Genomic DNA, 25425 nt, shown 5'->3' on the forward strand with positions numbered 1-25425 from the left:
CCGCCGGACAAGGAGGAAGGGATGCGCAAGGAGCGCCTGATCGTGCCGGTGCTGGCCGGGCTGGCCCTCGCCTGGGCGCTGGCCCAGACCGTCGCCGGCCTGCTCTTCGAGCGCGAGCTGGCTCGGGCCGTCGAGGACCTGCAGGCCCGGGGCGAGCTGTCGATACGCCGCAGTGATGTCGAGCGGGGCTGGCTGACGTCCCGGGGCGTCCTGCACCTGTCGCCGCTGTTCGGCGATGCCTGGCACCTGGACGTCGCCTACCGGGCCCGGCACGGCGTGCTGGGCACCTCCCTGGACGGTTCCCTGCGCCCCCACCTGCCCGCCGAGGGCGAGACCACGCCGGACGCCGCTGCGCAGTCGCCGCCGACCTGGAAGGCCGGCTACAACCCCTTCACCGCCAGCTTCGACGGGGTCCTGACCCTGTCGCCGGTGGTCTTCCACCAGCAGGGCCGGACCCTGTCGCTGGAGGGCGGGCGCCTGGCCTTCCAGGGCGAGGCCGGGGACTGGCGGCTGCGCGCGCGGCTGGCGGCCCTCGACCTGGAGGACGGCGATACCCGCCTGCGGGCCGGGCCCCTGGTGCTGGAGAGCCGCTATACCTATACCGAAGGCGCCGAGCACTTCAATCAGCGCGATCGCCTGCGCGTCCAGGGGCTCGCCTGGCGCTCCCCGGAGCTGGCCCTGGACGCCGACGAGATCACCCTGCGCACCCGCACCGTGCTCGACGCCTCGGAGCTGCGGCTGCGGGCCCGGCTGGACCTGGGGAAGATCCTGGCCGGCGAGGAGGTGCTGCTGGCCGGCGGGCTGACCGCGGAACTCTCGCGCATCGAGGCCGGCGCCCTGCGCGATCTGGTCGATCGGCTGCGCCGGGAGGCGGCCCGGGGCCATGCCGAGGACGACCACGACGCGGCCGCCGAGCTCGCCCCGGCGCTGCGCGCCCTGCTGGTCGACTCGCCGCGCCTGGACATCCTCGCCGCGGACCTCGACAGTCCCATGCTGGGGCTGTCCCTGGACGGCCGGGGGGTGCTGGTCTTCGACGGCCGCGACCTCGAGGCCCTCGACCCCCTGGCGCTGGACGAGCCCGGCGAGCGGGCCGAATGGCGCACGCGCCTCGACGGCGACTTCCTGTGGCAGGACCTTCCGCCGGTGATCGCCCTGTGGCTGGGGCTGGGCCTCGATACCCGCGAGCTGCAGATCGACGTGGCGCGCGGCCAGGTGCGCCTCAACGGTCGCCCGCTGCCGCCCCTCGATCGCTGGCGATGACTTGAAGTTCGGCCTCGTCGCCCGCATCCCCGAGGACATCACGGGTCGAGACGTCCCGCCCCTTCAGGATGAGGTAGGCATGAGCGAAGACGATCAGCGCTTTGAAGACGATGGCCTGGAATGGGTCCAGGCCGACGAGACCGACGATGACCTCGCGTTCGGCGAAGGCAGCGGCCATGCGGTGGTGCCGGCCAGCGACACCCTCCCCGAGCGGGTCTATCTGTTGCCGATCCACAACCGGCCCTTCTTCCCCGCCCAGGTCCAGCCGCTGGTGATCAACCGCGAGCGCTGGGAGGAGACCATCCGCCGGGTCGGCAACACCCCGCACCAGATGGTCGGCCTGGCCTTCGTCGGCGAGACCGGCGTGGACGAGCTCGGCCACGAGGACTTCCCCGAGGTCGGCACCGCGGTCAAGGTCCACAAGCTGCAGGGCGAGGATGCCCAGCTGCAGTTCATCGCCCAGGGCATGCGGCGCTTCCGCATCCAGCGCTGGCTGTCCAAGGAGCCCCCCTACCTGGTGGAGGTCAGCTACCCCCGGGAGCCGGTGGACGCCGAGGACGACGAGACCCGCGCCTACGCCATGGCCCTGATCAACGGCATCAAGGAGCTGCTGCCGATCAACCCGCTCTACGGCGAGGAGCTCAAGCACTACCTCAATCGCTTCAGTCCCCACGAGCCGGGCCCGCTGACCGACTTCGCCGCGGCCATCACCTCGGCCAAGGGGCCGGAGCTGCAGGACGTGCTGGAGTCGCTGCCGGTGATGGAGCGCATGCAGAAGGTGCTGCCCCTGCTGCGCAAGGAGATCGACGTCGCCCGGCTGCAGAGCGAGATCAGCGAGCAGGTCAACGCCCAGATGCAGGAGCGCCAGCGGGAGTTCTTCCTGCGCGAGCAGCTCAAGGTGATCCAGCGCGAGCTGGGCATCTCCAAGGACGACCGCGAGAACGACGTCGACACCTTCCGCGCCCGCCTGGCCGACAAGACGGTGCCCGAGCGCGTCCAGGAGCGCATCGACGACGAGCTCGAGAAGCTCTCGGTGCTGGAGACCGGCTCGCCGGAGTACGGCACCACCCGCCACTACCTGGACTGGCTGACCTCGCTGCCCTGGGGCCTGACCAGCGACGACCAGCTCGACCTCGGCCACGCCCGCCAGGTGCTCGACCGCGACCACGACGGCCTCGAGGACGTCAAGGAGCGGATCATCGAGTTCCTCGCCGAGGGCACCTTCAAGGGCGACGTGGGCGGCTCCATCCTCCTGCTGGTGGGGCCGCCCGGGGTCGGCAAGACCTCGGTGGGGCGCTCCATCGCCGAGGCGCTGGGCCGCCGGTTCTACCGCTTCTCGGTGGGCGGCATGCGCGACGAGGCGGAGATCAAGGGCCACCGGCGTACCTACGTCGGCGCCATGCCCGGCAAGCTGGTCCAGGCCATCAAGGAGGTCGACGTCGAGAACCCGGTGATCATGCTCGACGAGATCGACAAGCTGGGGCAGTCCTTCCAGGGCGACCCGGCCTCGGCGCTGCTCGAGGTCCTCGACCCGGAGCAGAACGTCGACTTCCTCGACCACTACCTGGACGTGCGCCTGGACCTCTCCAAGGTGCTGTTCGTGTGCACCGCCAACACCCTGGACGCCATCCCGGCGGCGCTGCTCGATCGCATGGAGCAGATCCGCCTGTCCGGCTACATCGCCCAGGAGAAGATGGCCATCGCCAAGCATCACCTGTGGCCCAAGCTGCTCGAGCGCGATCGCATCGCCAAGAAGCGCATCAACCTCACCGATGCCGCGCTGCGCCAGGTCATCGAGGGCTATGCCCGGGAGGCCGGGGTGCGCCAGCTCGAGAAGCAGCTGCACCGCATCGTGCGCAAGGCGGCGGTCAAGCTGCTCGAGGACGATCAGCACAGCGTCAAGGTCTCGGTGAAGAACCTCGAGGACTTCCTCGGTGCGCCGACCTTCCGCAAGGAGAAGGTCATGAAGGGCGAGGGCGTGGTCACCGGCCTGGCCTGGACGGCCATGGGCGGGGCGACCCTGTCGGTGGAGGCCGGCAAGGTCCACTCCCTGGATCGCGGCTTCAAGCTCACCGGCCAGCTCGGCGAGGTGATGAAGGAATCCGCCAACATCGCCTACAGCTACGTGCTGGGACACCTCGGCGACTACGGCGCCGATGCCGACTTCTTCGACTCGGCCTTCGTCCACCTCCACGTGCCCGAGGGGGCGACGCCCAAGGACGGCCCCTCGGCCGGGGTGACCATGACCACCGCACTGCTGTCGCTGGCCAGGCACAAGCCCATCGACCGGCCCCTGGCGATGACCGGCGAGCTGACCCTGACCGGCCATGTGCTGCCGGTGGGCGGCATCCGCGAGAAGGTGATCGCCGCCCGGCGCAGCGAGATCTTCGAGGTGATCCTGCCCGAGGCCAACCGCCGCGACTACGAGGAGCTGCCGGACTACCTCAGGGAGGGCGTGACGGTGCACTTCGCCGGCCACTACAGGGACGTGGCCAAGGTGGTCTTCGGCTGAGGAAAACACCGATTTATTGCTGCGCTCGATATCCTGGCCGCCGGCGGTGTCGAGGCGTCGAACCGTCGCCATCCTCATGTAGCAGGCTACACTCCGGTAGCTGCGCTCCGGCGGCGGCCAGCCTCTCTTCGCTCGCGACATAAATCGGCGCTTTCCTGATCGGTAGGAACGCGCGGCATTATCCACCGACCCATCCCTTCAGAGCGCGCCCGCCATGGCATAATGGCGGGTGCGCTCGTTTTCATCCCCGAACAACAAGGAACGCCCATGACGCCCAAGCTGCCGGCCGCCGGCCTGGCGCTGGCGACGCTGCTCGCCGGCGGCGCCGCCCACGCCGATCGCACCCTGACCGTCTACACCTACGAGTCCTTCGTCGCCGAGTGGGGGCCGGGGCCCGGCATCGAGGCGGCCTTCGAGGCCCGCTGCGGCGACTGCGACCTGGAGTTCGTGGCCCTGCCGGGCGGCGTCGACATCCTCCAGCGGCTGCGCCTGGAAGGGCAGGGCACCGCCGCCGACGTGGTGCTGGGGCTGGACATGAACCTGATGGCCGAGGCGCGGGCGCTGGACCTGCTGGCGCCCCACGGCGTCGACACCGCCCCGCTCGCGCTGCCCATCGACTGGAACGACGACACCTTCCTGCCCTACGACTGGGGGCACTTCGCCTTCGTCTACGACACCCGGCAGCTCGATGCCCCGCCCGACAGCTTCGAGGCGCTGCTCGAGGCCCCCGAGGACGTCAAGCTGATCCTCCAGGACCCGCGCACCAGCGTCACCGGCCAGGGGTTGATGCTGTGGATCCGCAAGCTCTACGGCGAGCGGGCGCCCGAGATCTGGGCGCGCCTGGACGAGCGGGTGCTGACCGTGACCAACGGCTGGAGTCAGGCCTACTTCTCGCTGTTCATGAACGGCGAGGCGCCGATGGTGCTGTCCTACGCCACCTCGCCGGCATACCACATGGCGGTGGAGGGCAGCGACCGCTACCAGGCCGCCGAGTTCGAGGAAGGCCACTACCTGCAGGTGGAGACCGCGGCGATGGTGGCGAACACCGAGCAGCCGGAGCTGGCCCGGGACTTCCTGGCCTTCGTGCTCACTCCCGACTTCCAGCGCCATATCCCGCTGGGCAACGTCATGAACCCGGCCATCGAGCTGGGCGACGCCCTGCCCGGGGTCTTCGACCGGCTGATCGCGCCGAAGAGCCTGACCTTCGCCCCCGAGACGGTCCGCGAGCATCGTCGCGAGTGGATCCGCGAGTGGCTGAACGCCGTGGCGCGATGACGCCGACGTCGCGCTGGGCCACGCGCTCGCGCTGGCCGCTGGGGTGGGGGCTCACGGCCTTCGTCGCCGTGGTCGGCCTGGGGCTGGGCAGCCTGGGCGCGCTGCTGTGGCAGGCCCGGGCGCTGCACCCGGCGATGCTCTGGGAGGAGCCCTGGCTGGCCGCGGTGCTGCGCTTCACCCTCTGGCAGGCGAGCCTGTCGACGCTGCTGTCCATCGGCCTGGCGGTGCCGGTCGCCCTGGCCCTGGCGCGGCGCCCCCGCTTCTTCGGCCGGCGCCTGCTGCTGCGGGCCATGGAGCTGTCGCTGGTGATCCCCAGCCTGATCGCGCTGTTCGGCCTGGTGGCCGTGCATGGCCGGCGGGGCTGGGTGGCGCCGCTGCGCGATTGGCTCGGGGGCCTGCCCGAGGACTATCTCTACGGGCTGTCCGGGATCGTGCTCGCCCACGTCTTCTACAACCTGCCCCTGGCCGCCCGGTTGATGCTGCAGGCCCTGGAGCAGGCCCCGGCCGCCCAGTGGCGGCTGGCCGGCCAGCTCGGCCTGACCCGCGGCGCCCTGTGGCGGGCCCTGGAGTGGCCCCGGCTGGCGCCGCTGCTGCCGCGGCTCGCGGCGCTCGTGTTCACGCTGTGCTTCACCAGCTTCGCCATCGTCATGACCCTGGGCGGCGGGCCCGGCGCCTCGACCCTGGAGGTGGCGCTCTACCAGGCCATGAAGTTCGATCACGACCTGGCCCTGGCCGCGCTGCTGGCACTCACCCAGCTGACCCTCTGCCTGGCGCTGTGGCTGCTGGCGCTGTCCCGCGGGGGCACGCCCTCGCTGGCGGTGAGCGCCCGCCCGGCGGCGATCGCGCCACGCTGGTGGCGCCGCGACGCCCTGGGTGCCTCGCGAGTGGTCGATGCCTGCTGGCTGGTGGGGCTCGCCGCGCTGCTGCTGCCGCCGCTGGCCGCGGTGCTGGTGGCCGGCGCCTGGGGGCTGCCCGAGCTGCCGCGCGGCGCCAGCCTCGCCCCGGCGGCGCTGCGCAGCCTGGTGATGGCGCTGGGGGCGGGCCTCGGGGCCCTGGCCCTGGCGGTGGCGCTGCTCGTCGGCAGCCATTGGCTGCGCGCCACCCGCCGGCCGCTGTCGGCGACGATCCTGGAAGGCGGCGGCCAGCTGATCCTGGTGATCCCCGCCCTGGTGCTCGGCACCGGCCTGTTCCTGCTGCTGCGTCCCCAGCTGGGCAGCGGCTGGCAGGGCTACGCCCTGGTGGTGCTGGTCAACGCCTTCATGGCGCTGCCCTTCGCCATGCAGGTGGTACGCGGCGCGCTGCCGGGGCTCTCTGCCCAGGAGCGGCGCCTGGCCGACCAGTTCGGGGTGCGCGGCGCCGCCCGGGTGCGCTGGCTGATCTGGCCCCGGCTGCGAAGGCCCCTGGCCCTGGCGCTGGCCTATGCGATGACGCTGTCGCTGGGCGACTTCAGCGTCATCGCCCTGTTCGGCAGCCCCTCGGCGCCGACCCTGCCGATGCTGCTGTTCCAGCAGCTGGGCGGCTATCGCTGGCAGGGGGCGGCGGCCACCGCCCTGCTGCTGCTGGCCCTGGTGGCGGGGGTGTTCGCCCTGCTCGACCGGCTGACGCGCCGGCCGCCCCGCCATGCCGGGGCCTTCTCGCCTTCCCCGGAGATCGCCGATGCTCGACTGCCATGACCTGACCTTCCACTACCAGCGTTGCGACCCGGGCGAGATCCCGGACTTCTGCTTCACCTTCGGCCTCGCCCCGGGGGAGTGCCTGGCGGTGGAGGGGCCCTCCGGGGCGGGCAAGAGCACACTGCTGGGCCTGCTGGCCGGCTTCCTGGAGCCGGGGGGCGGGCGGCTGACCTGGGCGGGGCAGGACCTGCTGGCGCGGCCGCCCTGGGAGCGCGGCATCACCACCGTCTTCCAGGATCACAACCTCTTCGACCACCTGCCGGTATGGCTCAACGTGGGGCTCGGTCTGGCGCCGGACATGAAGCTGTCCGGCGACCAGCAGGCGCGGATCCGCGCGGGGCTCGCCGAGGTGGGGCTGGACGGCCTGCACGACCGGCTGCCCGACGAGCTGTCCGGCGGTCAGCGTCAGCGGGTGGCGCTGCTGCGCGCGCTGTTGCGCGGGGCGCCGCTGCTGCTGCTCGACGAGCCCTTCACCGGCCTGGACGACGCCACCCGACAGGGGCTCTGGGCCCTGGTGCGTCGCCAGAAGGCCGCGGGGGTGGCGGTGCTGCTGGTCAGCCATGATCGCGACGACATCGAGGCCCTGGCCGACCGGCGCTGCCGGCTGGAAACCGGCCGGCTGGTGTGACCCAGGGCGAACGTGGCCCGGGCCGGGGATGAGCGGGCCGCCGTGCTCGGGGTTCAGTCCCTGATCTCGGCGATGACTTCGCCGGTAGCCTCGCTCAGCCCCGTCTCGGTGAAGCCGAGGCTGGCGTAGAAGTCCCGGGCGACCTGGTTGGTGGGTACATAGCAGATCGTGATCCGTTCGAAGGGCCCCTTCGCCCGGATTTCGTCCAGCACGCACTGCATGGCCTGGTGCCCGATCCCCCTTCCCTGGTGGTTCCGGTCGACCATCAGGCGGAAGATGTTGTACTCAGGCGGCCTGTCGTCGTGGTCGAAGGATTCATACATGAGAAAACCCACGACGGTGCCGTCGCAATAGATCGCGCGGGGCTGATAGGTCGGATGGAATTTCGATTCGGCAATGGAATACAGGTTGTCGGCGACATAGCCGCGCTGCGACTCCGCCACCTCCAGCGCGATGATGGCATCGAAATTCTCGCGAGTGATGTCCTTCAGCACTATCTCCATCGATGCTGGCTCCATGCGGGGGCATGAGGTTCAGTGCTGGCGGATACCGCGCGACCGGCCACGCTGTTCCTGGTGTGCCGGTATTCCCCGGGCTGCTCGTCTCGACCAACAAGCGATAGCCGAGCTCGAGAGCGGGCCGATGGGTTCCCCTCGACATATCGCAGCCTGGGTAGCCGGAGGACGGCAGCCAATGCCCCATGCCGACAGTCTAGTAGGATGCGACCTGCCCCATCTGCCGTCGCAACCGGGCGCGTTACGAGCGCGGGGCAAGTCGCAAGGCAACGTCGATGGCGTGGGCAGACCGCTCCCGTCGACGTGCTGTTGCGGGCAGCGAGTGTGATCGCCTCAGGGACGTTCTCTCACTGCACGCTGGGTGGCCAATCTTCGGCGTTCGCCGAGTCAGTCCGGGAGTGGCCCGACGAAGGCCCCGCGGTGAAAGGCCGCCGCGGCCTCGACCTCGGCGATGCCACGCTGGCCGGGCTCCGGCGGCTCGTCGCCGGCCAGCACCCGAAGTACCGACCTGACGCCTCGTGACAGCGAAATCAGGTTGTAGCCGCCTTCCAGCACGAAGACCAGGCGTCCCTCGCAGTGCCGGCGGGCCAGGGTCCTGAGGATGGCGGTCATGGCCGCGAAGCCGTCATAGGAGACCGCCAGGGCGAGGTCGTGGCCATGCGGATCGAAACCGGTCGAGACCAGGATCAGGTCGGGCTGGAACCACTCGGTCGCGGGCACCAGGATCTCGCGAAAGGCCTTGAGGTAGGCGGCATCGCCGGCGTCGGCGGGGAGGGGAACATTGACACTGGTGCCATCCCCCAGGCCCATGCCGACCTCCTCGATGCTCCCCGTGCCGGGATAGAAGGGCGCGGCGCGGTGCAGGTCGAAGAACAGCACATGCGGATCGGCCCAGAAGATGTCCTGGGTGCCGTTGCCGTGATGGGCATCCCAGTCGACGATCATCACTCGCTTACAGCCCAGTGTCGTGCGGGCATGAGCGGCGGCCACCGCCACATTGTTGAACAGGCAGAAGCCACGGGCCCGCACCGGCTCGGCGTGGTGGCCGGGAGGTCTCACCAGCGCGAAACTGCTTTCGGCCCTTCCCGCGACGACTGCCTCGACGGCGGCGATCGCCGTGCCGGCGGCCACTTCGGCGGCGTCGACGCTGCCGGGAGACACCGCCGTGGTGTCCACGTCCAGCCAGGCGCTCTGGCCGCGAAGGGCGAAGATATGATCCAGGAAGGAGGTGGTGTGTACGCGCCCCAACTGCTCTCGCGTCGCCGCCATGCCTGACTCGAAGGTCACGCCGGCAATCGGCTCGAGATCCAGCAGATGCCGAATGGCAGTGAGCCTGGCGGGGTGTTCCGGATACTTCCAGGGGACACCCAGCCCCGACAACAGCCTGCGGATGCGATCGTCCATGCGACCCGGCATGAAAGGCACCTCGATATCCGGCTCGTGGGCCAGCATTCGCTCGTCATAGAAGGCGATCACGCGGTTCTGTTCGGCCATGGCGAAGGCTCCCTGTTGTGCTCAGCAAAAAGCGAGGCGGACCGCAGCGCTGACTACAGAGTATCAGGGCCCGGCATCGAGGGGGCATGACGCCCTGACCCGGTCGGGCCCCCGAGCCCGCAGGGATCAGCTGCGATGTCCCCGGGAGAGCGGGCCGCGACGGCCCTGCCATGGCCTGCGGCAACGGCAGGCCTTGTGGACCCGCTACCGGTGGCTGGAAGCGACCGCCGGGTAGCCGACGTCGCCTGAGAGCAAGGCGCTGGCCTGGCGGCCGGGGCCATGACAGAATCGAATGCACTGGACACCAAGGATCGCCCGGGCCCGACCCAGGGCGGCATGCAGCACTTCAAGAGGACACCATGCCCGAGTATCGCTCCCGTACCACCACCGCCGGTCGCAACATGGCCGGGGCCCGCGCCCTGTGGCGCGCCACCGGCATGACCGACGAGGACTTCCACAAGCCGATCATCGCCGTGGCCAACTCCTTCACCCAGTTCGTGCCGGGCCACGTGCACCTGAAGGACATGGGCCAGCTGGTGGCCCGGGAGATCGAGAAGGCCGGCGGGGTGGCCAAGGAGTTCAACACCATCGCCGTGGACGACGGCATCGCCATGGGCCACGACGGCATGCTCTACTCGCTGCCCAGCCGCGACATCATCGCCGACAGCGTCGAGTACATGGTCAACGCCCACTGCGCCGACGCCCTGGTGTGCATCTCCAACTGCGACAAGATCACCCCCGGGATGCTGATGGCCGCCATGCGCCTCAACGTGCCGGTGATCTTCGTCTCCGGCGGCCCCATGGAGGCCGGCAAGACCAAGCTGCTCGACCACGGCCTCGACCTGGTCGACGCCATGGTCATGGCCGCCGACGACAAGGTCGACGACGAGACCGTGGCCGAGGTGGAGCGCAGCGCCTGCCCGACCTGCGGCAGCTGCTCCGGCATGTTCACCGCCAACTCCATGAACTGCCTCACCGAGGCGCTGGGCCTGGCGCTGCCGGGCAACGGCACCCTGCTGGCCACCCACGCCGACCGCCGCCGGCTGTTCGAGACCGCCGGCCACCGCATCGTCGAGCTGGCCCGGCGCTACTACGAGGGCGACGAGGCGCACCTGCTGCCCCGGGCCATCGGCGCCAAGGCGGCGTTCAAGAACGCCATGACCCTGGACATCGCCATGGGCGGTTCCACCAACACCATCCTGCACCTGCTGGCCGCGGCCCAGGAGGCCGGCGTCGATTTCGACATGACCGACATCGACCGCCTGTCCCGGGAGGTGCCCCAGCTGTGCAAGGTGGCGCCCAACACCCAGCAGTACCACATCGAGGACGTGCACCGCGCCGGCGGGATCATGGCGATCCTCGGCGAGCTGGACCGGGCCGGGGTCCTGGATACCCGGGTGCCCACGGTCTACGGCGACAGCCTGGCCGAGGCCCTCGAGGCCTGGGACATCATGCGCTCGCCGAGCCCCGAGGTGGTGGAGTTCTACCGCGCCGGCCCCGGCGGCATCCCCACCCAGACGGCCTTCTCCCAGAGCGCCCGCTGGCCGAGCCTCGACGGCGACCGGGCCGGCGGCTGCATCCGCGACCTGGCCCATGCCTTCTCGAAGGAGGGCGGCCTGGCGGTGCTCCAGGGCAACATCGCCCGGGACGGCTGCGTGGTGAAGACCGCCGGGGTCGACGACTCGATCCTGGTCTTCGAGGGGCCGGCCCATGTGGTGGAATCCCAGGACCAGGCGGTGGAGCATATTCTCGAGGGCCGGGTCCAGGAAGGCGAGGTGGTGGTGATCCGCTATGAGGGGCCCAAGGGCGGCCCCGGCATGCAGGAGATGCTCTACCCGACCTCCTACCTGAAGTCGAAGGGCCTGGGCAAGGCCTGCGCCCTGCTCACCGACGGCCGCTTCTCCGGCGGCACCTCGGGGCTGTCGATCGGCCACGTCTCCCCGGAGGCCGCCGCCGGCGGCGCCATCGGCCTGGTGGAGAGCGGCGATATCATCCGCATCGACATCCCCAACCGAAGCATCGACGTGAAGCTTGCCGACGAGGAACTCGAGCGGCGCCGCGAGGCCCAGGCGGCCCGCGGCCGCGACGCCTGGAAGCCGCGCATCCAGCGCGTCCGCCAGGTGTCGGCGGCGCTCAAGGCCTACGCGCTGCTCGCCACCTCCGCCGACAAGGGCGCGGTGCGCGACCTCAGCAAGCTCGACTGAGCGCCGGGCCCCGGCCGCCGCCGGGGCCCGTCGCTCGCTTCGTCTCGCCCTTCGATAACGATCGATCCTGCAGGGAAGCCGCGGTATGAAGACCCAGACCCTCAACGTCGGCCTGATCGGTTTCGGCATGGCCGGTCGGACCTTTCACGCGCCGCTGATCCAGGCGGCACCGGGCCTCGAGCTCTCCGCCGTGGTCTCGAGCGATGCCGCCAAGGTGCACGAGCGCTACCCCGAGGTGAGCGTGGTCGCCAAGGCGGCCGAGCTGTTCGCCGACCGCGACATCGACCTGGTGGTGATCGCCACCCCCAACGAGACCCACTTTCCGCTGGCCAAGGCGGCGCTCGCCAAGGGCAAGCACGTGGTGCTGGATAAGCCACTGGCCGTCTCCCTGGCCGAGGCGCGCCAGCTCAAGTCCCTGGCCGACGGCGCCGAGCGGCTGCTCAGCGTCTTCCACAACCGCCGCTGGGACAGCGACTTCCTGACCCTCAAGGCGCTGCTCGACGAGCAGCGCCTGGGGCGGGTGGTCGAGCTGGAGTCGCGGTTCGACCGCTACCGGCCGGTGGTCAGCGACCGTTGGCGTGATCATCACCAGCCGGGCAGCGGCATCTGGTACGACCTGGGGCCGCACCTGCTCGACCAGGCACGGGCGTTGTTCGGCATGCCCCGGGCCATCCAGCTGGAGCTGTCCACCCTGCGCGACGGGGCCGAGATCGACGACGACTTCCTGGCGGTGCTGGAGTACGAACGCCTGCGGGTGACCCTGCGCGCCAGCACCCTGGTGGCCGAGCCCACGCCGCGGCTGCGGGTCAACGGCACCCGGGGCAGCTTCGTCAAGTACGGGCTCGATCCCCAGGAGGCCTGGCTCAAGGCGGGCGAGAGCCCGCAGCCCGCCTGGGGCGTCGATGCCTCGCCGGGGCGCCTGACTCTGAACGAGGGGGAGGGCGACGAGGTGTCGCTGGTTCATCATGAGGTGGAGGCCGTCCCCGGCGACTACCGGGCCTACTACGACGGCATCGCCCGCACCCTGCTGCGCGGCACGCCGCCGCCGGTGACCGCCGAGGAGGCCCTGGAGGTGATGACCCTGCTGGAGGCCGGCCTGGACAGCTATCGCCAGGGGCGCTGGGTCAAGCTCAAGGAAGGCGGCGGCCGGCCCCGGCGGCTCCACGCCAAGGGCTGAGGCGCTGGGGCCGAGGGCGTGCGCGAGCGCCTCCCCGGGCGCGGGAGGGGGTCGCCGCTACCACCGCATGGGGTCGCTGGCCTCGGCCCGCATCTTGTCGCGGGCGATGTAGAGCGCGGCGATGGCCCGGGCCTCGTGGAAGTCCTCCCGGGCCAGCAGGCCCGACAGCTCCTCGATGGCATGGGTCTCGACGATCAGCGGCTCCGGCTCGTCGCCGGGCAGGCGCCGCGGATAGAGGTCGGTGGCCAGCATCACCTGCATGCGGTGGCGCATGTAGTTCGGCGCCAGGGTCAGCTCCACCAGCGGCTCGATCCGGTGGGCGCCGAAGCCGCACTCCTCCATCAGCTCGCGGTTGGCGGCGCTGACCAGATCCTCGCCCGGATCCACCAGCCCCTTGGGCAGGGTCAGGGCATAGTCCTCCACGCCGGCGGCGTACTCGCGGATCAACAACACGTGCTCGGGGTCAGGCATGGCGACGATCATCACCGCCCCGGCGCCCCGCCCGGACCCGCCCAGCCGCTCGAAGGTGCGCTCGGCACCGTTCGAGAAGCGAAGCTCCATCTCCTCGACGTGGAACAACCGGCTGCGGGCGACGCTGCGCCGGGACAGGACGTGGGGCTTGTGCGTGGGCTGGTCGGACATGGGAGCTCCCGGTCGGATGGAATGCGTGCTCGGCGTCGATTGGTTACACTATCACGTCTCTCCCTTTCGAATGTCTCTGCGCTGTTCCCGACGAGGATTCCATGATCGACTGGCGCGCCATCGACACCGTCCTGCTCGACATGGACGGTACCCTGCTGGACCTGCACTTCGACAGCCATTTCTGGCTGGACCATCTGCCGCGACGCTACGTGGAGCTGCATCGGCTCGACGCGGCCACCCAGGACGAGGTGCGCGCCCGCATCGTCCGCGAGCAGGGCACCCTCAACTGGTACAGCCTGGCCTACTGGAGCCGCGAGCTGGGCGTCGATATCCTGGCGCTCAAGCGCGAGGTGCAGCACCTGATCGGCCTGCGGGGCGATGCCCTGGACTTCCTGCGCTGGCTCAAGGACGCCCACCCCCGGGTGGTGCTGGCGACCAATGCCGATCGCGAGAGCCTGGCGCTCAAGCTGCCGCTGACCGGCCTGGAGGACTACCTGGACGCCATCGTCTCCTCCGCGGACCTGGGCGTGCCCAAGGAGGCCCAGGAATTCTGGTTCGCCCTCCAGGAGGTCGAGCCCTTCGATCCGGCCCGTACCCTGTTCATCGACGACAACCCCGCGGTGCTGGAGAGCGCCCGGGAGTTCGGCATCCGCCACCTGCTGGGCATCAAGCAGCCCGACAGCGCCCGCCCCGAGAAGGAGCTCGAGGAGTTCATCGCCCTGGACCGTTTCGCGGCCATCCTCCCCGAGGGCCGGCCGCCCGGGGGAGGGGCGGCATGAGCGGCGTGCGACTCGACAAGTGGCTGTGGGCGGCGCGCTTCTTCAAGACCCGGGCGCTGGCCAAGAAGGCCATCGAGGGCGGCAAGGTCCACTACGACGGCGCCCGGGCCAAGACCAGCAAGGCCGTCGAGGTGGGCGCGCGGATCCGCCTGCCCCAGGGCTGGGACACCTGGGAGGTCGAGGTGGTGGCGCTCTCCGAGCAGCGCCGCGGCGCCCCCGAGGCCCGCGAGCTCTACCGCGAGACGCCGGAGAGCCAGACTCGCCGCGCCCGGGAGGCCGAGAGCCGGCGCCAGGCCAACCAGGCCATGCAGCATCCCTTCAAGCGCCCCGACAGGCGTGAGCGGCGCGAGATCAAGCGCTTCATGCGGGGCGAATAGAGAAGGAAGAGCGAAGACGCAAGAGGGAAGAGCGAACAAGGCCGGCGGGGGAGGCTTGTTCTCTTCCCTCTTATTTCTTACGACTTAGCTTAGGCACGCATCATGACCGACCAGATCCAGCGCTTCCTCTTCGAGGACACCAATGTCCGCGGCGAGATCGTCACCCTCGAGCAGTCCCATGCCGAGGTCATGGATCGCCACGACTATCCGCCCGCGGTGACGCGCCAGCTCGGCGAGCTGCTGGCCGCCGTGGCCCTGCTCACCGAGACCATCAAGCTCGACGGCACCATGAGCCTCGAGGTGCGCGGCCAGGGGCCGCTGTCGCTGCTGATGGCCGAGTCCAACCCGGGCGGCGACCTGCGGGCCATCGCCCGCCTCGACGAGGAGGCGGCGCTGCCGGCCGAGGACGCCGGCTTCGCCGAGCTGGTCGGGGCGGGGCAGATCACCATCACCCTGGATCCCCGCGAGGGCCATCGTTACCAGGGCATCGTGGCCCTCAACCGGGACAGCCTGGCGGGCTGCCTGGAGGACTATTTCGCCCAGTCCGAACAGCTGCCGACCCGGATGTGGCTGGCCGACGACGGGCAGCGGGCCGGCGGCCTGCTGCTGCAGCGCCTGCCCGACGAGGCCGCGAACCGCGACGACGACGCCTGGGACCGCACCGTCCACCTCGCCGCCACCCTCACCGAGGGCGAGCTGCTCGGCGTGGCGCCGCAGGAACTGCTGCATCGTCTCTTCCACGAGGAGACGGTGCGGATCTTCGAGCCCAAGGCGCTGCGCTTCGCCTGCACCTGCTCCCGGGAGCGCATCGCCGGGGCCCTGCTGTCGCTGGGCGCCGAGGAACTGCGCGACATCCTCGCCGAGCAGGGCGGCATCGCCACCCAGTGCCATTTCTGTCACACCCGCTACGAGTTCACCATCGCCGAGGTGGAGGCGATGCTCGCCGATCCCGAGGGGACATCGCCGACCCTGCATTGATCCCGGCGGGGGCAAGATGTCGTCAATGGGGGTGATGTAGTAGTAAAACTACAAGAACGTCGCGCAACGGCGCCGTTTCCTGCCGTGCGGCTTTTTGCCATAATGCGCCGCGTTCATCCGATTTCGGGCGCCGTCCCTACAAGACGGAGCAACCGCGAGGCGGCGCCCGGGGATGGCACCTTCACGCGTCCCGGACGCCCGGCAAACGAGAGAGAAGCGGCCGCAAGGCCCAGGAAACGACATGACCACGACTCAAGCCGCCCCCCAGGCTGCCAGCGAGCAGGCCGCCACCGCCCACGTCAACCTCACCAGCGCCGAACTGATCGAGCGCGCCGTGGCCAACGGCGAGGGCCGCCTGTCCGCCCAGGGTGCCCTGGTGGTGAAGACCGGCGGGCGCACCGGCCGCTCGCCCAAGGATCGTTTCATCGTCGACGAGCCGTCCACTCGCGACGAGATCGACTGGGGCAGCGTCAACCGTCCCTTCGATGCCGAACGGTTCGACGCCCTCTGGGAGCGCGTCGAGACCTATCTGGCCGGCGGCGAGCGCTATGTCTCCGAGCTGCACGTGGGCAGCGACCCGACTCATTACCTGCCGGTCCGCGTGACCACCCAGACCGCCTGGCACAACCTCTTCGGGCGCACCATGTTCGTGCGCCCCGAGGCCTTCAATCCCTCGGCCAAGGGCGAGTGGACCATCCTCAACGCGCCCTTCTTCGAGTGCGATCCGGCCCGGGACGGCACCCACAGCGATGGCTGCGTGATCCTCAACTTCGCCCAGAAGAAGGTGCTGATCGCCGGGATGCGCTACGCCGGCGAGATGAAGAAGGCCATGTTCTCGGTGCAGAACTTCCTGCTGCCGGAGGCCGACGTCCTGCCCATGCACTGCAGCGCCAACGTCGGCGAGGACGGCGAGACCACCCTGTTCTTCGGCCTGTCCGGCACCGGCAAGACCACCCTGTCCGCCGATCCGGCGCGCTTTTTGATCGGCGACGACGAGCACGGCTGGGGGCCGGGCACCGTCTTCAACATCGAGGGCGGCTGCTACGCCAAGTGCATCGATCTCTCCGAGAAGAACGAGCCGGTGATCTGGAACGCCATCAAGTTCGGCACCGTGCTGGAGAACGTGGTCCTCGATGATCGTCGGGTGCCCGACTACGGTGACGACAGCCTGACCCAGAACTCCCGCGCCGCCTATCCGCTGGAGCACGTCGAGAAGCGGGTCGCCGAGAACCGCGCCGGCGAGCCCAACGCCATCGTCTTCCTGACCTGCGACATGAGCGGCGTGCTGCCGCCGGTGTCGGTGCTGTCCAAGGAAGCCGCCGCCTATCACTTCCTGTCCGGCTACACCGCCAAGGTGGGGTCCACCGAGATGGGGGCGTCCGAGGGCCTGGAGGCGACCTTCTCCACCTGCTTCGGCGCCCCCTTCTTCCCGCGCCCGGCCCGGGTCTACGCCGACCTGCTGATCAAGCGCGTGGCCGAGCAGGACGCCCAGGTCTACCTGGTCAACACCGGCTGGACCGGCGGCGCCTACGGCGAGGGCGGCTCGCGCTTCTCGATCCCCACCACCCGCGCCATCATCAGCGCCATCCAGTCCGGCGTGCTGCGCGACGTGGAGACCAAGACCATCGAGGGCCTGAACCTGGCCGTGCCGACGTCGGTTCCGGGGGTCGACTCGCGCCTGCTCGATCCCCGCGAGACCTGGGAGGACAAGGCCGCCTACGATCGCCACCTGCGCGACCTGGCCGCCAAGTTCGTCGACAACTTCAAGAAGTTCGACGGCGTCAGCGAGGCGATCGTCAAGGCCGGGCCCAGCCTGACCTGAGGGCGAACCCGAGCGCCCGAACCCTGTCCGATAGGGGGGAGCCGAGGCTTCCCCCCTTCTTTTGGATGTAAGGATGGCGGGGTGGGCGCGACTCAGGGTCACCCCCCGAGGATGGGAGAACGAGCATGAAGCGACGCAATTTCCTGGGGCTGCTGGGGCTCGGCGGCCTGTCGAGCCTGGCGCCGGGGCTGGCCAGTGCCCGCCCCAAGCTGGATCTCGCCCCCGCGCCGGGGCTGGAGCGCCTCGATCTCTCCGAGGCCGAATGGCGCGAGCGGCTGTCCGAGGCGCGCTTCGAGATCCTGCGCGAGGGTGGTACCGAACCGGCCTTCTCGAGCCCGCTGGACGCCGAGACCCGGGACGGCGAGTATCGCTGCGCCGGTTGTGACCTGCTGCTCTTTACCAGCGATATGAAGTACGACTCGGGCACCGGCTGGCCGAGCTTCTTCACCCACGTGGAGGGTCACCTGCTCACCGAGCTGGACCTGGTGATGCTGATTCCCCGCACCGAGTATCACTGCGCCCGTTGCGGCGGCCACCAGGGCCACGTCTTCGAGGATGGCCCCGAGCCCACCGGACTGCGCTGGTGCAACAACGGGCTGGCCTTGCGCTTTCGCCCGGCGTAGCCGGGCCCCGGCTTCGCCGGGAGCTTGAAGAGCGGCGCTTCGCGCCTGGAAGCTGGAAGAAAACCCGGCCGGGCTTCGCCCGGAGCTATAAGCCTGAAGCTGGAAGAAACCCTGTGACGAGGGCGCTAGAGGCCACATGCTGGCTTCCAGCCTCGCACCTCGCACCTCGCACCTCGCACCTCGCACCTCACACCTCACACCTCCGGCGTCGCCGGGCCGACTGCCGGCGCGAGCGCGGTTGTGATACCTTGTCGCGATCCTCTGCACCCGGATTGCCAAGGACTACATGGACGCACAAGCCAAGATCATCGATCGCCTCGCCGAGGAACTCGGCGTTCGCGGCCCCCAGGTGGCGGCCACCGTGGAACTGCTCGACGGCGGCGCCACCGTGCCCTTCATCGCCCGCTACCGCAAGGAGGTCACCGGCGGGCTGGACGACTCCCAGCTGCGCCAGCTCCACGAGCGCCTGGGCTACCTGCGCGAGCTGGAGGAGCGCCGCGAGGCGGTGCTGGCGAGCATCGACGAGCAGGGCAAGCTGACCCCCGAGCTGGCCGCCAGCATCCGCGCCGCCGACACCAAGCAGCGCCTGGAAGACCTCTACCTGCCGTATCGCAAGAAGCGCCGCACCAAGGCCCAGATCGCCCGGGAAGCCGGGCTGGCGCCGCTGGCCGAGGCGCTGCTGGCCGATCCGACCCTGGACCCCGAGACCGAGGCGGCCGAGTACCTCCGCGCCGCCGAGGGCGACATCCCGGCCATCGAGGACGCCAAGGCTGCCCTGGACGGCGCCAAGCAGATCCTCATGGAGCGCTTCGCCGAGGAGGCCGAGCTGGTCGGCCGGCTGCGCGAGCGGCTGTGGACCGAGGGCGAGCTCTCTGCCCGGGTCATCGACGGCAAGCAGCAGGAGGGCGCCAAGTTCTCCGACTACTTCGAGCACGACGAGCCGCTGGCCAAGGTGCCCTCCCACCGGGCGCTGGCCATGTTCCGCGGCCGCAACGAGGGCGTGCTGTCGCTGACCCTGCGCCTGCCCGGCGAGGAGGAGGCCGCCGTCCACCCCGCCCAGGTGGCCATCGCCAAGCATTTCGAAATCGCCGACCAAGGGCGGCCCGCGGACCGCTGGCTCGCCGAGGTGGTGCGCTGGACCTGGCGGGTCAAGCTCTACACCCATCTCGAGACCGAGCTGATGGGCCGGCTGCGCGAGCGCGCCGAGCAGGAGGCCATCCAGGTCTTCGCCGCCAACCTCAAGGACCTGCTGCTGGCCGCCCCGGCGGGCCAGAAGGCCACGCTGGCCATCGACCCGGGCCTGCGCACCGGCTGCAAGGTGGCGGTGGTGGACGCCACCGGGCGCTTCCTGGAGGACGCCACCATCTACCCCCATGCGCCGCGCAACCAGTGGGACGCCTCCCTGGCCGTGCTGGCGCGGCTGGTGGACAAGCATGAGGTGGCGTTGATCGCGGTGGGCAACGGCACCGCCAGCCGCGAGACCGACAAGCTGGCAGGCGACCTGGTCAAGGCCATGGCCGGCAAGCGCGCGCTTTCCAAGGTGATGGTCAGCGAGGCCGGGGCCTCGGTGTATTCCGCCTCGGAGTACGCCGCCCGGGAGCTGCCGGACCTCGACGTGACCATCCGCGGGGCGGTGTCGATCGCCCGGCGCCTGCAGGACCCGCTGGCCGAGCTGGTCAAGATCGAGCCCAAGTCGATCGGCGTGGGCCAGTACCAGCACGACGTCTCCCAGGTGCAGCTGTCGCGCAGCCTGGAGGCGGTGATCGAGGACTGCGTCAACGCCGTGGGGGTGGACCTCAACACCGCCTCCTCGGCGCTGCTGTCTCGGGTCGCCGGCCTCAATGCCGGCCTGGCCGAGAACATCGTCGCCCGCCGCGACGCCGAGGGCGCCTTCGCCAGCCGACGCCAGCTGCTCGACGTCAGCCGGCTGGGGCCCAAGACCTTCGAGCAGTGCGCCGGCTTCCTGCGCATCATGGGCGGCGACAACCCGCTGGACGCCAGCGCCGTTCACCCCGAGGCCTATCCGCTGGTGGAGCGCATCGCCGAACGAAGCGGCCGCCAGCTGGCCGGCCTGATCGGCGACAGCGCCACCCTCAAGGCGCTCAAGCCCGCCGACTTCGCCGACGAGCGCTTCGGCGTGCCCACCGTCAGCGACATCCTCAAGGAGCTGGACAAGCCCGGCCGCGACCCCCGCCCCGAGTTCAAGGCCGCGCAGTTCCGCGAGGGGGTCGAGACCCTCAAGGATCTGGAGCCGGGCATGGTGCTGGAGGGCAGCGTCACCAACGTCACCCACTTCGGCGCCTTCGTCGACATCGGCGTCCACCAGGACGGCCTGGTGCACATCTCGGCGCTGTCCGACACCTTCGTCGAGGACCCGCGCTCGGTGGTCAAGGCCGGCGACATCGTCAGGGTCAAGGTGATGAGCGTCGACCTGGAGCGCGCCCGGGTGGGGCTGTCCATGCGCCTCGACGACCAGCCCGGCGAGGACGGCCAGCCGACCCGACGCGGTGGCCGTCGCGACAAGGCGGCCCGCAAGGGCGGCGGCGCCAAGGGCAAGGGGCAGGGCGGCCAGCAGGAAGGGCAGCTCGGTGCCCTGGGCGCGGCCCTGATGAAGGCCAAGCGCGACCGCTAGGTATGAGGGACTAGGATCGAGGGACTAGGGACGAGGGACTAGGGACAAGGGACAAGGGACAAGGGACAAGGGACAAGGGACAAGGGACAAGGGACAAGGGACAAGGGATGAGCCTTACTCCTCGAATCTCGAATCTCGAATCTCGAATCTCGAATCTCGAACCTCGAACCTCGAACCTCGAACCTCGAACCTCGAACCTCGAACCTCGAACCTCGAACCTCGAACCTCGAACCTCGTCCCTGGCGCGCCTTGAATCGCCGGTTTTCGGCGCCATAATCTGAGGTTTTCGGGTGCCGCGGCGCCCGGACCGTCCACCGGGACGCCGCTTCCCGCCGGCGTCCCCGACATGGGGTGACCATCTTGTCCGAAACGCTTTCTCCCCACCTCGAGCGCCTGGGGCGCCTGGCCGACCAGGGGCGCTTCGGTCGCCTGCGCCGCGGCATCGAGAAGGAAGGCCTGCGCGTCGACGGTGGGGGCCGCATCGCCCGGACCCCGCACCCCCGGGTGCTGGGCTCGAAGCTGACCCATCCGCACATCACCACCGACTACTCCGAGGCGCTGCTGGAGTACATCACCCCGGTCTACAGCCAGCCGGAGGACGCCCTGGACTTCCTCGCCGACCTGCACCGCTTCAGCTATCGCCGCCTGGGCGCGGAGCGGATCTGGCCGGCCAGCATGCCGGCGCGGCTCGACGGCAACGACAGCGTGCCCATCGCCGACTACGGCGGCTCCAACGTCGGCAGGATGAAGCATGTCTATCGCCGCGGCCTGGACGTGCGCTACGGGCGGATCATGCAGGCCATCGCCGGGGTCCACTACAACGTCTCGCTGCCCGACGACCTCTTCGCGCTGCTGCGCGAGCTCGACGGCGAGGGCGAGGTCTCGATGCAGGACTACCGCTCCACGCGGTACTTCGCGCTGATCCGCAACTTCCGGCGCCACAGCTGGCTGCTGCTCTACCTGTTCGGCGCCTCGCCGGCGGTGGACCGCAGCTTCCTGCCCGACGGCCGGGTGCCGGCGGGGCTGTCGCCCCACGGCGACGAGACCCTGGTGGCCCCCCATGCCACCAGCCTGCGGATGTCGGACCTGGGCTACCAGAACCAGGTCCAGTCGCAGCTGAAGATCTGTTTCAACTCGCTGTCCAACTACGTCAACACCCTGCGGCATGCCATCTCGACGCCCTGGCCGGACTACCAGGCCAAGGGGGTGCGCGAGGGCGACGACTGGCGCCAGCTCAACGCCAACATCCTGCAGATCGAGAACGAGTACTACAGCGACATCCGCCCCAAGCGGGTGGCCCGCCACGACGAGACCCCCAGCCAGGCGCTGGAAGCCCGCGGGGTGGAGTACATCGAGGTACGCTGCCTCGACCTGGACCCCTTCGACCCCCTGGGCATCGACGCGGCCCAGAGCCGCTTCCTGGATACCTTCCTGATGTGGTGCCTGCTCACCGAGAGCCCCTGGATCTCCGACGAGGAATGCGAGCATCTGGACGACAACCGGCGCCTGGTGGTGGCCCGCGGCCGCGATCCCGAGCTGCGCCTGGACCATCACGGGCGCAAGCGCTCGATCGCCGACTGGGGCGGCGAGATCTTCGCCGGCCTGCGCGAGGTGGCGGCCCTGCTGGATCGCCTCGAGGACGGCACTCCCCACGCCGAGGCCCTGGCGGCCCTGGCGCCGCGCCTGACGGATCCGGCGCAGACGCCGTCGGGTCGCCTGGTGGCGTACCTGGAGGCGACCGGCGAGGAGTTCGTCACCGCCATCCTCGGCCTGGCCGACGCCCAGGCCGAACGGCTGCGCGCCGAGCCCATCGGCCGCGCCCGTGAGGCGCTGTTCGATCAGCTGGTGGAGACCTCCCACCAGCAGCAGGGCGACATCGAGGCCGCCGACGTCGAGTCCTTCGCCGACTTCCTGGCCGGTTACTTCGAGCGCGCCCGTCAGTCCCGGGCCCTGACGCCCCTGCGGGCGGGAGGGCAGGGATGATCGACGCCCTCGAGAACTGGCGGGTCCGCCACTGGAGCCTGGCGGGGCTGGCCTTCTGCGCGCTGATGATGGCCGTGGCCCTGGGCCTCGAGCACCTGGGCGGGCTGGCGCCCTGTCCGCTGTGCATCTTCCAGCGGGTGGCGGTGCTCGCCGCCGGCGCGGTGTTCGCCGTGGCGGCGATCCATGATCCTCGGGGCCGCGGCGGGGCGGTGCCCTACGGGCTGGCCGGCCTGGCCGCGGTGGGCGCCGGCATCGGCCTGGCCGGCCGCCACCTGTGGCTGCAGTCGCTGCCCGCCGACGAGGTGCCCAGCTGCGGGCCGGGGCTCGACTACATGATGGAGGTGCTGCCGCTGCAGGAGGTGGTGGCCATGGTGCTCAACGCCTCGGGAGAATGCGCCGAGATCAGCGCGCGCTTGCTGGGGCTGTCGCTGCCGGGCTGGACGCTGATCGGCTTTCTGGTGCTGGCGCTGGCGCCGCTGGGGCTGCTGGCCGGGGCCCTGCGTCGGCGCTCCGGCTATCGTTGGTCGGGGGGCGATCCCCGGCATTGACAGCGTCTCCCCCAGGGAGGACTCTGTGGCTCCGGGCCCTTTCGTCGGGGGCCGGACCGGGGTCCATCGAGCGAGGGAGACATCATGCTGGAAGACTGCAAGAGCGCACAGGAACGCTGGGGGGGCGTGCACCGGCTGATCGATCGCTGGCTCGACGAGCGCCGCGAGCTGCTGGTGCACTTCGTCGAGCTCAAGGAGGCCTGCGACGCCGACCTCGAGGCGGTCACCAAGGCGCGCATCGATGCCTTCAGCGAGCTGCTGATGGACTACATCAGCGCCGGCCACTTCGAGATCTACCCCCAGCTGCGTGCCGAGGCCGAGGCCTTCGAGGACGGCGACGCCCTGGCGCTCGCCGACCGCCTGCTGGAGCGCCTCGACATGTCCACCGAGCTGGTGCTGGCCTTCGACGAGGACTATGCCAGCCCGGTGCGCTGCCAGCACTATCTCACCCGGCTGCCGGCCTGGCTGGATCGCCTGGCCAAGGGGCTCACCGAGCGCTTCTCCCTGGAGGACCGGCTCATCGCCCGGCTGCATGCGGTCCACGCCCCCCGGGAGCGCGCCTCCAGCGGTGCCTGAGCCCTGCTAGCCTCAGGTCGAATTGAGTTTTGTGCACCGCAGGCATACCATTTCTTCGGTTCAGATTCCGGCCGGGGCAGTCAGTCGGCCGCCCGGGCCCATCCTCACGGCGACAACCGAAGGAGCCACGATGAAAGACCCCGTCCGTATTGCCATTACCGGCGCCGCCGGCCAGATCAGCTATTCCCTGGCCTTCCGCATCGCTTCCGGTGACATGCTGGGCAAGGATCAGCCGGTCATCCTGCAGCTGCTCGAGATTCCGCCGGCCATGGACGCGCTCAACGGCGTGGTGATGGAACTCAACGACTGCGCCTTCCCCCTGGTGCAGGACATCGTCGCCTCCGACGATCCCAACGTCGCCTTCAAGGACGCGGACTTCGCCCTGCTGGTCGGCGCGCGGCCGCGCGGTCCGGGCATGGAGCGCAAGGACCTGCTCGAGGCCAACGCCGCCATCTTCTCCGTGCAGGGCAAGGCCCTGAACGACGTCGCCAGCCGTGACGTGCGTGTACTGGTGGTGGGCAACCCGGCCAACACCAATGCCCTGATCGCCTCCTGCAACGCGCCGGATCTGGACCCGGGCCAGTTCACCGCGATGATGCGCCTGGACCATAACCGCGCCCTGACCCAGCTGGCCCAGAAGACCGGCAAGCACGTCACCGACGTCGAGTCGATGATCGTGTGGGGCAACCACAGCGCCACCCAGTACCCGGACCTGGCCCACTGCAAGGTGGACGGCAAGCCGGCCCTGGAGCTGGTCGAGCGCGACTGGTACGAGAACGACTTCATCCCCACCGTGCAGCAGCGCGGCGCCGCCATCATCAAGGCCCGCGGCGCGTCCTCCGCCGCTTCCGCGGCCTCCGCGGCCATCGACCACATGCGCGACTGGGCGCTGGGCAGCGACGGCATCGTCAGCATGGGCATCCCCGCCGACGGCAGCTACGGCATCGAGCCGGGCATCATGTATTCCTACCCGGTGATCTGCAAGGACGGCAAGTACGAGATCGTCCAGGGTTTGGAGGTGGACGACTTCAGCCGCGAGCGCATGACCGCCACCGAGACCGAGCTGCGCGAGGAGCGCGCCGCGGTGGAGCATCTGCTGGGCTGACCCCCGGCGTTAAGCTGCAAGAACACGAAACCCCGCTCAGGTCACGCCTGGCGGGGTTTTCGCGTTCAGGGCTTGTCTGGCGCCGCCGCTGGGACGGCGGATCGCGCTCTGAAGAGCGCTCCTACAACCCCACGCGATCGGGCCCGGCGTCTGGTAGGAGCGCAGCTTCGCTACGCGAAAGGCGCCGCCAGACGCCCGTGTCTTGCCCCGGGGGAGGGACCATCGCGCGTAGGAGCGCAGCTTCGCTGCGCGAAAGGCGCCGACAGGCGCCCGTATCTTGCCTCGGGAGAGGGCCCATCGCGCGTAGGAGCGCAGCTTCGCTGCGCGAAAGGCGCCGACAGGCGCCCGTGTCTTGCCCCGGGGGAGGGCCCATCGCGCGTAGGAGCGCAGCTTCGCTGCGCGAAAGGCGCCGCCAGGCGCCCGTGTCTTGCCCCGGGGGAGGGACCATCGCGCGTAGGAGCGCAGCTGCGCTGCGCGAAAGGCGCCGTCAGGCGCCCGTGTCTTGCCCCGGGGGAGGGGCCATCGCGCGTAGGAGCGCAGCTTTGCTGCGCGAAAGGCGCCCGTGTCTTGCCCCGGGGAGGGGCCATCGCGCGTAGGAGCGCAGCTTCGCTGCGCGAAAGGC

At 70.1% G+C, this 25425-nt stretch carries 20 protein-coding genes; 17 read left to right on the forward strand and 3 right to left on the reverse strand.

Translation table 11 applies throughout. From position 1 onward, the window contains the following. Window positions 1-21: 21 nt before the first annotated feature. The 5 genes from QC818_RS17085 (at window position 22) to QC818_RS17105 (ending at window position 7348) form a co-directional block, all read left to right on the forward strand. Window positions 22-1260 carry a DUF945 family protein gene (locus QC818_RS17085; protein ID WP_309654075.1) on the forward strand — a complete coding sequence of 413 codons (1239 nt, stop codon included), beginning with the start codon at window positions 22-24 and terminating at the stop codon, window positions 1258-1260. Between the two features lie 79 nt (window positions 1261-1339). After that, window positions 1340-3772 (forward strand): endopeptidase La, encoded by a 2433-nt coding sequence (gene lon, locus QC818_RS17090; RefSeq protein WP_309654076.1) that lies wholly within the window; start codon window positions 1340-1342, stop codon window positions 3770-3772. Window positions 3773-4039: 267 nt separating this feature from the next. Continuing rightward, window positions 4040-5047: a thiamine ABC transporter substrate binding subunit gene (gene thiB / locus QC818_RS17095; RefSeq protein WP_309654077.1), complete on the forward strand. Its 1008-nt coding sequence runs from the start codon at window positions 4040-4042 to the stop codon at window positions 5045-5047. Further along, the gene (gene thiP, locus QC818_RS17100) at window positions 5023-6720 is read left to right on the forward strand and encodes a thiamine/thiamine pyrophosphate ABC transporter permease (RefSeq protein WP_309654078.1); all 1698 of its coding nucleotides are present in this window, start codon (window positions 5023-5025) and stop codon (window positions 6718-6720) included. Before thiB ends, thiP begins: the two co-directional genes overlap by 25 nt. Continuing rightward, complete coding sequence (locus tag QC818_RS17105; protein ID WP_309654079.1) at window positions 6704-7348, forward strand: ATP-binding cassette domain-containing protein; 645 nt, start codon at window positions 6704-6706, stop codon at window positions 7346-7348. Before thiP ends, QC818_RS17105 begins: the two co-directional genes overlap by 17 nt. A 53-nt stretch (window positions 7349-7401) precedes the next feature. On the opposite strand, the gene QC818_RS17110 is transcribed toward QC818_RS17105, so the two are convergent. Together QC818_RS17110 and QC818_RS17115 are read right to left on the reverse strand one after the other, a co-directional pair. Continuing rightward, entirely contained in the window at window positions 7402-7851 is a 450-nt protein-coding gene (locus tag QC818_RS17110) for a GNAT family N-acetyltransferase (protein ID WP_309654080.1), read from the reverse strand. A 399-nt stretch (window positions 7852-8250) separates the two neighbouring features. Then, entirely contained in the window at window positions 8251-9357 is a 1107-nt protein-coding gene (locus QC818_RS17115; RefSeq protein WP_309654081.1) for a histone deacetylase family protein, read from the reverse strand. A gap of 359 nt (window positions 9358-9716) precedes the next feature. Between QC818_RS17115 and ilvD the strand changes: the two genes are divergently transcribed. Both ilvD and QC818_RS17125 read left to right on the forward strand, forming a co-directional pair. Continuing rightward, on the forward strand, window positions 9717-11561 hold the full coding sequence (ilvD, locus tag QC818_RS17120; RefSeq protein ID WP_309654082.1) for a dihydroxy-acid dehydratase: 1845 nt from the start codon (window positions 9717-9719) through the stop codon (window positions 11559-11561). Window positions 11562-11646: 85 nt separating this feature from the next. After that, window positions 11647-12738, forward strand: coding sequence for an oxidoreductase (locus tag QC818_RS17125; RefSeq protein WP_309654083.1), 1092 nt, complete (start codon window positions 11647-11649; stop codon window positions 12736-12738). Window positions 12739-12795: 57 nt separating this feature from the next. Here QC818_RS17125 and nudE read toward each other — a convergent pair whose 3' ends face one another. After that, window positions 12796-13380: an ADP compounds hydrolase NudE gene (gene nudE / locus QC818_RS17130; protein ID WP_309654084.1), complete on the reverse strand. Its 585-nt coding sequence runs from the start codon at window positions 13378-13380 to the stop codon at window positions 12796-12798. A 101-nt stretch (window positions 13381-13481) separates the two neighbouring features. Here nudE and yrfG point away from each other — a divergent pair, with 101 nt between their 5' ends. From yrfG to QC818_RS17180, 10 genes are all read left to right on the forward strand, one after another. Next, the gene (gene yrfG, locus QC818_RS17135; RefSeq protein ID WP_309654085.1) at window positions 13482-14159 is read left to right on the forward strand and encodes a GMP/IMP nucleotidase; all 678 of its coding nucleotides are present in this window, start codon (window positions 13482-13484) and stop codon (window positions 14157-14159) included. After that, on the forward strand, window positions 14156-14536 hold the full coding sequence (locus QC818_RS17140; protein WP_309654086.1) for an RNA-binding S4 domain-containing protein: 381 nt from the start codon (window positions 14156-14158) through the stop codon (window positions 14534-14536). Before yrfG ends, QC818_RS17140 begins: the two co-directional genes overlap by 4 nt. A gap of 102 nt (window positions 14537-14638) precedes the next feature. Beyond that, window positions 14639-15514 carry an Hsp33 family molecular chaperone HslO gene (gene hslO / locus QC818_RS17145; protein WP_309654087.1) on the forward strand — a complete coding sequence of 292 codons (876 nt, stop codon included), beginning with the start codon at window positions 14639-14641 and terminating at the stop codon, window positions 15512-15514. A 241-nt stretch (window positions 15515-15755) separates the two neighbouring features. Continuing rightward, entirely contained in the window at window positions 15756-17336 is a 1581-nt protein-coding gene (locus QC818_RS17150) for a phosphoenolpyruvate carboxykinase (RefSeq protein WP_309654088.1), read from the forward strand. A gap of 125 nt (window positions 17337-17461) precedes the next feature. Continuing rightward, complete coding sequence (gene msrB / locus QC818_RS17155) at window positions 17462-17959, forward strand: peptide-methionine (R)-S-oxide reductase MsrB (protein ID WP_309654089.1); 498 nt, start codon at window positions 17462-17464, stop codon at window positions 17957-17959. Window positions 17960-18245: 286 nt separating this feature from the next. After that, window positions 18246-20591, forward strand: a complete 2346-nt coding sequence (locus QC818_RS17160; protein WP_309654090.1) for a Tex family protein — start codon at window positions 18246-18248, stop codon at window positions 20589-20591. Window positions 20592-20951: 360 nt separating this feature from the next. Next, complete coding sequence (gene gshA, locus QC818_RS17165) at window positions 20952-22574, forward strand: glutamate--cysteine ligase (protein WP_309654091.1); 1623 nt, start codon at window positions 20952-20954, stop codon at window positions 22572-22574. Then, entirely contained in the window at window positions 22571-23122 is a 552-nt protein-coding gene (locus tag QC818_RS17170) for a disulfide bond formation protein B (protein WP_309654092.1), read from the forward strand. The genes gshA and QC818_RS17170 overlap by 4 nt, the downstream gene beginning before the upstream one ends. 84 nt (window positions 23123-23206) lie before the next feature. Then, window positions 23207-23698 carry a sigma D regulator gene (gene rsd, locus QC818_RS17175; protein WP_309654093.1) on the forward strand — a complete coding sequence of 164 codons (492 nt, stop codon included), beginning with the start codon at window positions 23207-23209 and terminating at the stop codon, window positions 23696-23698. Window positions 23699-23828: 130 nt separating this feature from the next. After that, window positions 23829-24803, forward strand: coding sequence for a malate dehydrogenase (locus QC818_RS17180; RefSeq protein WP_309654094.1), 975 nt, complete (start codon window positions 23829-23831; stop codon window positions 24801-24803). Window positions 24804-25425: the final 622 nt, after the last annotated feature.

Source organism: Halomonas koreensis, from assembly GCF_031451675.1.
In the GTDB taxonomy this organism is placed as follows: Bacteria; Pseudomonadota; Gammaproteobacteria; order Pseudomonadales; family Halomonadaceae; genus Halomonas; species Halomonas koreensis.

Coding starts and splice junctions, on each gene's coding strand:
- QC818_RS17085 (WP_309654075.1), top strand. CDS start 22: ATGCGCAAGGAGCGCCTGATCGTGCCGGTGCTGGCCGGGCTGGCCCTC.
- lon (WP_309654076.1), top strand. CDS start 1,340: ATGAGCGAAGACGATCAGCGCTTTGAAGACGATGGCCTGGAATGGGTC.
- thiB (WP_309654077.1), top strand. CDS start 4,040: ATGACGCCCAAGCTGCCGGCCGCCGGCCTGGCGCTGGCGACGCTGCTC.
- QC818_RS17105 (WP_309654079.1), top strand. CDS start 6,704: ATGCTCGACTGCCATGACCTGACCTTCCACTACCAGCGTTGCGACCCG.
- QC818_RS17110 (WP_309654080.1), bottom strand. CDS start 7,851: ATGGAGATAGTGCTGAAGGACATCACTCGCGAGAATTTCGATGCCATC.
- QC818_RS17115 (WP_309654081.1), bottom strand. CDS start 9,357: ATGGCCGAACAGAACCGCGTGATCGCCTTCTATGACGAGCGAATGCTG.
- ilvD (WP_309654082.1), top strand. CDS start 9,717: ATGCCCGAGTATCGCTCCCGTACCACCACCGCCGGTCGCAACATGGCC.
- QC818_RS17125 (WP_309654083.1), top strand. CDS start 11,647: ATGAAGACCCAGACCCTCAACGTCGGCCTGATCGGTTTCGGCATGGCC.
- nudE (WP_309654084.1), bottom strand. CDS start 13,380: ATGTCCGACCAGCCCACGCACAAGCCCCACGTCCTGTCCCGGCGCAGC.
- yrfG (WP_309654085.1), top strand. CDS start 13,482: ATGATCGACTGGCGCGCCATCGACACCGTCCTGCTCGACATGGACGGT.
- QC818_RS17140 (WP_309654086.1), top strand. CDS start 14,156: ATGAGCGGCGTGCGACTCGACAAGTGGCTGTGGGCGGCGCGCTTCTTC.
- hslO (WP_309654087.1), top strand. CDS start 14,639: ATGACCGACCAGATCCAGCGCTTCCTCTTCGAGGACACCAATGTCCGC.
- QC818_RS17150 (WP_309654088.1), top strand. CDS start 15,756: ATGACCACGACTCAAGCCGCCCCCCAGGCTGCCAGCGAGCAGGCCGCC.
- msrB (WP_309654089.1), top strand. CDS start 17,462: ATGAAGCGACGCAATTTCCTGGGGCTGCTGGGGCTCGGCGGCCTGTCG.
- QC818_RS17160 (WP_309654090.1), top strand. CDS start 18,246: ATGGACGCACAAGCCAAGATCATCGATCGCCTCGCCGAGGAACTCGGC.
- QC818_RS17170 (WP_309654092.1), top strand. CDS start 22,571: ATGATCGACGCCCTCGAGAACTGGCGGGTCCGCCACTGGAGCCTGGCG.
- rsd (WP_309654093.1), top strand. CDS start 23,207: ATGCTGGAAGACTGCAAGAGCGCACAGGAACGCTGGGGGGGCGTGCAC.
- QC818_RS17180 (WP_309654094.1), top strand. CDS start 23,829: ATGAAAGACCCCGTCCGTATTGCCATTACCGGCGCCGCCGGCCAGATC.